A 7,412-nucleotide genomic window follows, 5' to 3' on the forward strand; every position below is an offset into this window, starting at 1 on the left:
TTATCATGGCACGATAGCCATGTTTGCCTGGGTCTCGACTTCACTGCAAGCCTGCATCAACTGATCGAAGCTGAGAGCTTCACCGAGCATGACCTGGTCGGCGCGCATGTTCGCGTAGTCATCGGCCAATGCGGTACGCGCATCGCCAGTGGGCACAATGTTCAGATGCCCCTTTACGGCCGGCAGGTAGTCGATGACGCTACCAGCACTGTCTTTTTCGATGAAAAAGAACGATTTGTGTTGTGCGACGGAAGCGGCTACAGCGCGGTCTGCAATCACACCAGCAAAGTATTGGCTGCGTCCGAGTGCCGCCAAGTCGTGCCAATGCCGTGCGTAGCGTTCGCTGCGTATCCGGCCCTGAGCGCAGTAGACATGCGCGGCTGTTGCCTTTTCCCAAAAGGTTCGCGCCACACTCATGACCTGGGGTGATGCGGTGGGGAATGAAATATTCGGAACGTGCCCGTCCATGTCGCAGGTGATGGGCAGCACCTGATGCGGCTCGCCGGTATCACGGCCGCCGAACTCCAGCACCACTACCGGAGGGACATAGCCGGTGCCGTTCTCGAGCGCAGGATAATGCAGCAGCAGTTTATCGTTCTCTGCGCCGCCGATTTCGAGCTTGGCATCCAGCTGTTCGCGGGTCAGCGCAGCCTCAATGATCGGGCGCACGTTTGTTTCGATCCAACCGGGCAGGCGCTCGCGCACCACCTTAGTCCATTTGTTGGCTTGGCTGCGGCTGGTTGGTAAAGTCTCTTCACCGTCAATCAAGTCTTCGATCAGCCTGCGGATGTCGTAGGTGAGGTCAATGTCTTCGGAGAACCGATCAATGACCTTGTAGGCCTTGGACAAGGAGGTGCCGCCCTTGAATGTAAGGTCGGCGGTCAGTGATGAATCGAATAGGGCGCCCAGTATCCAGACGACCCACACGTCCTTTTCGAGCAAATGCGTTGGGCGATTCGTTTTGGCACGAGCTTGTTCCAGGACTTCGCGCTGGTCGTCTCGGCTGAGGGCAAAGAAGGTTTCAGCCACGAGCCGCTTCCTCACCGATCGCACGCGCCATCCAGGATGGTAGTGCCGCACGTGACGACGCCAGCGCGCGCCATTCCGACGGTGGCAGGGTCCTGCGCAGGGTCGCCAATGATTCGTCGGCATGTGTCGGCCCCATCCATGCCAGAGCGCGCACTGCCGCGCCAGCCGGGCCAGTGCCCAAGACTAGCATCCAGCGTGGCACGTGCTTCACCAGCACTTCAGAGCGGCCGAGTTTCAATTTTCGGGTGCGCCCCGAGGTCACGTAGACCTCGCGAATGGGCACTTGTTGGGTTAGCCCCAGAGCGTTGGCGGCGGAAGCGCCGTGTGTGGCAACAACTTCACCGCTTTGTGCTGCCAGCGACGCCACGACTTTTTCTGGCGCGGGGGGGCGCGTGCCGAACCGGCTGTATATCGGCGTGACATAGGTTCCGCGACCCACACGCAGCAGCTTACCTTCCTTGGTCATCCTGGAAAGGGCTTGATCGATGGCGGCCCGGCTACCCAGATGCAGGAATTCTTTGGGCGATAGCACTCCGCCCTCGGGCAAGGATTGGGCGTGCAGCAGAATGGTTTCAGGTAACGTGTTCACAAGGGCACCTCTAATTGTTAGAATCTTATACCAGTTTCTGACATTCGACAACGAGGAAATGCTTTGGTGTCGAGGCTCCCGTGCACATGTGCGGACGAATCGCGAAGAAGCCACAATTGCTTGCCGATGCTGTGCTGTTCAGCCTACTGGTCTCCAACACCGACGATCACCAGTGCAATCACGGTTTTTTGCTGATGCCAGGCAAGGGCTGGCGCCTGTCCGATGCCTTCGACATGAACCCCGTACTCGGCGCCCATGACTTGAAGTTCAATATCAGCTAGGCTGATAATGCCATGGATATTGAATTGGCACGTTCGATAGCGCCATATTTCAGGTTTTCGACCATAGATGCAAATGAGATCATTGTTCGCTAGCAGGCGATTGTCGGGCAATGGCCGATGATCGCGGCTCCTTAAAGATTCCGGCACGTGGGCAACAGCAGGTGTCCGACGCCTTCCGACGCGCCTGCTTTTGACGGTAAAAGTGACGGTAAACTACCCGTGTCAACTATGCCACGTCTAGTATTCATGCTGGTTTGCAAAAGCAAGAAACAATTGAGTGGGAGTGATTTTCCCAGGGAAAATATTTTCGGGAATCCTTTGATTCATACGCTAAAGCCCTGTTTTTGCAGGGTTTTTTTGCAGAATTTTTGCTGGTTTTTAAGAAATAACCAGTCTTGTTGATCATACGGAACGCATTATTAACGGCCTGTGTCCAGGCTCAGTTCACTCGCACGACACGTGATTCATCTTAATCAATGCAAGTGCACGGAGACGGCAAACCTGCAAAGCGGTATTCATCCCATCCGTAGAGGCGTGGGTACGCAAAAGGCGTCAGTGCGGCGATCCGCGCAATCGGGTGGGCGGAGGTCCTGATTTCATTAAAATCGGCGTTCAGCGAACCCGCAAACACATCGAGGGAGGCGTGCGCCGGCACACGCTTTGCTCAATTGGAGACAGGCGATCTGTCTATTTTCGACTTCCCAGGCGCTGGGGCGTAAGCACGGCATCCCTGGAGCGCTGGCACAGCGAAGGGATTGGTCCTAAAGTTTTAAAACTCAACGGTGGCGTGCGCTACCGGCTGAGACATTGAGGCCTACGAAGAGGGCTGTTTGTCGATATCAACTGCGCCTGCTGCGGCCTCGAGCGTTGTGGCCAGAATGAGTGCAGGCCCCAGCATTGTTCGAAGGGTCGTGACCACTTCAAGCAAAGGCGTAACGACGAGTTGGTTCTTCTTGAGAAATGCAAGCCACATGGTCTGCCGTGATGGATCGGTAGCAAACTCATCAGTCAGGCCAATGGGCAGAGCGACCGGAACCGACATCCCCAGCCGAACGAAGGTTGCAGCGATCGCTCTGGCCAAAGTGTGGGCGTTGAGCGCTTCGCGATCCAGCAACACCCAGATGTCCAAGTAATCCTTCAAGCGACTATTGGTCATGCCGAGCAAGACAATGGCGTGAAGCTTTTCCGAGACGACGGTGTAGACGGGGTATGTGCGCAGCCGAGGAGCCGGGAGGTCTTCAATCAGCACCGGATAGATGGCGTGAACCGGGCCAGGCGTGACCGCGTCACCGAACCCGATGTCGATCTGCGTCTTGCACCGTGCCTTGGCAATTTCGCCCGTAATCAACACCCGAGCGCCGGCGTACCCTGCATTTTTACGGATCTCTTCAACGCTCGCCGTTGCAGGATCGAAGATGATGCCATCCTCGACATCGACACCTGCGATGTCCCGGAACGTCTGGGTGATCGATGCAAGGTCGCTCGGCCCGAAGCCGAGCAGATCCGCATCACGCGTTGGCCGGTGGGGCATGTCATACCAGAGCGTAAACAGCAACGCCCCCTTGAGAAGGAATTGATCGGCATGCTTGGATTGGCTCAGGCGGTACAGCATGCGCTCCAGCGCAAAGCGCACCAGAACCTGGTTGAAGTCCGTGTCCTGCGCCTTGGCGACGTTCAGAAGGCGTGCCCGCACCGACGCGGCGAGATCTTTGGTCATTCAATCACCTCGAGGTAGGGGCGCATCACATTAGCGACGCGGCAAATCTTTGCATAGCGCCAGAGGTCATCAGCGCTGGCCTTCTTTTGCGATCGTGCTTCCTTGAGTGCCTCCAGCGCCACGTCGAGTCCGATCTTGTTGCGGTGCTTGAAGCAGTCGGCGATGGTCTTGGCTACACAATAGACCCGCAGCGCGACTTGATCACGCTCAAGAACCTCAATGCCTTCGGAGTACGCTTCGCCGGCGTACTGGACCATCTTGATCGGTGGATAGTCGATCTTGGGCGCATGACTGCCACGCGGCATGGCGATCCAGACCTGGCGTGGCAGTTGCGTGGTCAGTTCGTGGAACTGCAGGGCAGTGAGCAGGCAAAATACCGCCTGTGGCACCTTGGTTGCGATGGCGGCCAGGCTCTCATGCTCGGAGCCTTGGCTGTCGGGCAGCCGATAGAGGCCGCGACCTGCTTTCTCCAGTTGCCCGTTAGCCGTCATGCGCGTCAGGACCACTCGGGGAGCGCCGATGCCATCAAGATCGCTGGGACGCAGCATCCCCTTCTGACGAAGCAGATCAAGGACGCGTTGGGTGTGGGTTTCATGGCGCATAGTCCATTCAGTATGTTCCATTTTTTCGTCGAATGCAAATAAGTGACGAATAAATGGAACGGCTGAGTTCCTGATAGTCCACCACCGTCGTGGCGCAGAGCTTCATTTGCGGCTGCAGATTCCGGATTGTCAGCAGTTATCGCTTGACCGCTTGCAAGTCGATGTTTTCTGAAAACCGGTCGATGAACTAGGGAAATTTTCAGGCACGGGTGGTTTTCTTGCCGATGGTGCGCTGCCATCCCGGACTGGACAAATTACTATAGTGATCTGGCACAATTGAGGGAGATTGACTGGCCTCTCCTGCAGCGGCGGGACTTCAAGCGCGATGCTGATGATCCACGGAAGATGGAGCGCTATCAGGCCGAGGCGTTGGTGTATCAATATTTGCCAATTCAGGGCGAGCTCGGTACGTTTGCTATACTGAAACGCTGAAACAAGCATTGATAAGCATTGATCAGCAGGTCCAGGCGCGCACCCTTGCCCTGTCGATTCGCCCGGACATGGCGGTAATTCTGATGATGATATTTGCGCAAGGCAATTTACTAGCCGCTTGTTCGATGAGCGAGCGATTGGCATTGCGTTGGAACGCGTGAGCGCGCGGGACAGTCAAACTACTATAGCTTGAAGGCGGGTATGTCGGAATACAGTGAGATTGAACAATCCTTCTTGGCACAGTTCGCCTGACTGGAAGATGAGTTATGAAGAAAGCTGCACAATCTTTCATCGGCACTTGGCGCGTCGTCGGCCACATTTTCTTTCACCTCGGCGATGACTTCGCGCCGAATGCGGAGCGCCCGCAATGAGCAGTATGATAGGCGATTCGGGGGCGGAGTTGGAGCGCCTGCGCGCCGAGAATGCCCGTTTGATCGTCCTGCTTGATTCCCATAAAATCCGCTGGCAATTGTCCTCGCCGCCAGCAAGGGGTGAAGTGCTCACGCCGGAGCCACGCGTCGAACCATCATCACTGAGTACTAAGGAAAAGCTTGACCTGTTTCGCCGTCTGTTTCATGGCCGCACTGACGTCTATCCGATCCGCTGGGAAAGCAACGCAGGCAAAGCCGGGTACTCACCCGCCTGCGCCAACGAGTGGCGCGCGGGTGTCTGCGACAAGCCACGCATAAAATGCTCCGATTGCGGTAACCGGCTATTGATTCCGCTATCGGACTCGATCATCTACGATCACCTCGCTGGCGAACACACGGTCGGCGTCTATGCGTTATTGACGGATGACAGCTGCCACTTCCTCGCAGTTGACTTTGACGAGGCCGAATGGCGCGCCGACGCACGCGCCTTTGTGCAATCGTGTCGTGAATTGGGCATGCCGGTAGCTTTGGAAATTTCACGCTCAGGCAACGGTGCTCACGCTTGGGTATTCTTTGCGTCCAGCATTCCGGCGCGGGACGCCCGGCGGCTCGGCACTGCCATCATTAGCCACACTTGCGCCCGCACCCGGCAACTGAAACTCAGTTCTTACGATCGGCTGTTTCCGAATCAGGACACCATGCCCAAAGGCGGCTTCGGCAACCTGATCGCGTTGCCCTTGCAGAAAAAGCCACGCGAGAACGGTTGCAGCGTGTTCGTAGACGATGAATTTCATCCTTATCCCGACCAATGGGCTTTTCTTGCGTCCATCCAGCCGATGTCACCGAGCTACATTGAACCCACCATCCTGCAAGCCACGGGTGGCACGCATCCACTGGACGTTACCTTCATCGCCGATGAGGATCAACAGGAGCCGTGGAAGCGCACACCGGCTGCATCGACGAAATTGCCTGGGGAGATGCCTCAGACACTCAAGCTGATGCTGGCGAATTTACTCTATTTCGAGAAAGCGCAATTACCCCAGCCGTTGGCCAACAGGCTGATCCGTCTGGCGGCATTCCAAAACCCGGAGTTTTACAAAGCACAGGCAATGCGCTTGAGCACCTGGGACAAGGCGCGCGTGATCGGCTGCGCTGAGAACTATCCGAAACACATCGCGTTGCCGCGCGGCTGCCTGGATGCAGCCATCGAATTGCTGCGCAATAACGGTATTCGTGGTGACATCAACGATGAGCGTTTTTCAGGTGAACCGCTGGACATCGCCTTCGCCGGGACGCTGCGTACCGATCAAGAGGCTGCGGTAGCCGCGATGCTGCGTTTCGATACCGGCGTGCTGTGTGCGCCCACCGCCTTCGGAAAAACTGTGACCGCTGCAGCGCTGATCGCGAAGCGCGGTGTGAACACCTTGGTGCTGGTGCATCGAACCGAATTGCTCAAACAGTGGCAGGAACGGCTGCAAGCCTTTCTCAGTATCGGCAAAGGCGTGGTCGGCACTATCGGCGGAGGCAAGGCCAAGCCCACCGGTAAGATCGACATTGCAGTGATGCAGTCCTTGTCACGGCAAGGAGAGACCAGCGATCTGATCGAAAACTACGGCCACATCGTGGTTGATGAATGTCACCATCTGTCTGCATTTTCGTTCGAGGCGATTCTGAAGCGCGCCAAGGCCAAGTACGTGCTGGGGCTGACTGCCACCCCGATTCGCCGCGATAGGCAACAGCCGGTAATCTTCATGCAGTGCGGGCCAATTCGGCATACTGCAGCAAAGCCCACCAACGCGCCGCATGATTTGGCGGTAATGCCGCGCATGATGGACAGTCGGATTGAGTTGCCTCCAGACGCTGGTATTCAAGACATTTTCCGGCATGTGGCGAGCGACGCCGGTCGAACGCAAGCCATCGCTGATGAGATCGTTGACTCCTTTCGTCAGGGGCGCAAAGTGCTGGCCCTGACCGAGCGAACCGAACATCTGGAGGCGATCAATACCGCGTTGAGCGGACGCGTAGAAAACTTCTTTACGCTACATGGCCGACTATCGAAAAAAAACAGAGAGCCACGATAATCAAGGCACTTGAAATCCTGTCGCCAGACGCACCGCGTGTTCTTCTCGCCACAGGCAAACTCGTCGGCGAAGGTTTCGACCATCCTCCGCTCGATACGCTCGTGCTAGCGATGCCGATATCGTGGAAGGGCGGCCAAGGAACTGTTTTATTTTCAAATGTTGTTTGACCCATTTGAAGAACAACTCAATGCCCCACCGTTCCTTGTAGCGCTGGGCGATGTCCAGTGCAGAACTGGTCAGGTCGTTAGTGGCCAGCACAAGCGGAGTAGATTTGTTATTGCGAACGATAGTGATACAGCGCAGTGGCTTG

7 protein-coding genes and 1 pseudogene are annotated in these 7,412 nt (G+C 56.5%); 3 read left to right on the forward strand and 5 right to left on the reverse strand.

Annotation, left to right across the window (positions count from 1 at the left end; genetic code table 11):
* Positions 1-3: 3 nt before the first annotated feature.
* Together KHU29_RS17565 and KHU29_RS17570 are read right to left on the reverse strand one after the other, a co-directional pair.
* Positions 4-1,029 (reverse strand): nucleotidyl transferase AbiEii/AbiGii toxin family protein, encoded by a 1,026-nt coding sequence (locus tag KHU29_RS17565; protein WP_211454238.1) that lies wholly within the window; start codon positions 1,027-1,029, stop codon positions 4-6.
* Positions 1,022-1,618: a DUF6088 family protein gene (locus tag KHU29_RS17570; protein WP_211454240.1), complete on the reverse strand. Its 597-nt coding sequence runs from the start codon at positions 1,616-1,618 to the stop codon at positions 1,022-1,024. Before KHU29_RS17570 ends, KHU29_RS17565 begins: the two co-directional genes overlap by 8 nt.
* 86 nt (positions 1,619-1,704) lie before the next feature.
* Here KHU29_RS17570 and KHU29_RS17575 point away from each other — a divergent pair, with 86 nt between their 5' ends.
* A complete protein-coding gene (locus KHU29_RS17575; protein WP_211454242.1) occupies positions 1,705-1,899 on the forward strand; it encodes a HipA domain-containing protein in 195 nt (64 codons plus the stop codon).
* A gap of 814 nt (positions 1,900-2,713) precedes the next feature.
* On the opposite strand, the gene KHU29_RS17580 is transcribed toward KHU29_RS17575, so the two are convergent.
* Together KHU29_RS17580 and KHU29_RS17585 are read right to left on the reverse strand one after the other, a co-directional pair.
* Positions 2,714-3,616 (reverse strand): nucleotidyl transferase AbiEii/AbiGii toxin family protein, encoded by a 903-nt coding sequence (locus KHU29_RS17580; RefSeq protein ID WP_211454244.1) that lies wholly within the window; start codon positions 3,614-3,616, stop codon positions 2,714-2,716.
* Positions 3,613-4,218 (reverse strand): type IV toxin-antitoxin system AbiEi family antitoxin domain-containing protein, encoded by a 606-nt coding sequence (locus KHU29_RS17585; RefSeq protein ID WP_211454258.1) that lies wholly within the window; start codon positions 4,216-4,218, stop codon positions 3,613-3,615. Before KHU29_RS17585 ends, KHU29_RS17580 begins: the two co-directional genes overlap by 4 nt.
* Positions 4,219-4,455: 237 nt before the next feature.
* Here KHU29_RS17585 and KHU29_RS22560 point away from each other — a divergent pair, with 237 nt between their 5' ends.
* Positions 4,456-4,650 carry a DarT ssDNA thymidine ADP-ribosyltransferase family protein gene (locus tag KHU29_RS22560; RefSeq protein ID WP_425514486.1) on the forward strand — a complete coding sequence of 65 codons (195 nt, stop codon included), beginning with the start codon at positions 4,456-4,458 and terminating at the stop codon, positions 4,648-4,650.
* Between the two features lie 400 nt (positions 4,651-5,050).
* Complete coding sequence (locus tag KHU29_RS17595) at positions 5,051-7,102, forward strand: TOTE conflict system archaeo-eukaryotic primase domain-containing protein (RefSeq protein WP_343216069.1); 2,052 nt, start codon at positions 5,051-5,053, stop codon at positions 7,100-7,102.
* A 132-nt stretch (positions 7,103-7,234) separates the two neighbouring features.
* Here KHU29_RS17595 and KHU29_RS22255 read toward each other — a convergent pair.
* A pseudogene (locus KHU29_RS22255) lies at positions 7,235-7,412 on the reverse strand (transposase); the annotation flags it as partial.

Origin of the sequence: Collimonas antrihumi (assembly GCF_018304965.1) — a bacterium.
GTDB lineage: Bacteria > Pseudomonadota > Gammaproteobacteria > Burkholderiales > Burkholderiaceae_D > Collimonas > Collimonas antrihumi.

Excerpts from the sequence above, each read along its gene's own strand:
- KHU29_RS17580 (WP_211454244.1), bottom strand. The coding sequence starts at position 3,616 with ATGACCAAAGATCTCGCCGCGTCGGTGCGGGCACGCCTTCTGAACGTC.
- KHU29_RS17575 (WP_211454242.1), top strand. The coding sequence starts at position 1,705 with ATGTGCGGACGAATCGCGAAGAAGCCACAATTGCTTGCCGATGCTGTG.
- KHU29_RS17585 (WP_211454258.1), bottom strand. The coding sequence starts at position 4,218 with ATGCGCCATGAAACCCACACCCAACGCGTCCTTGATCTGCTTCGTCAG.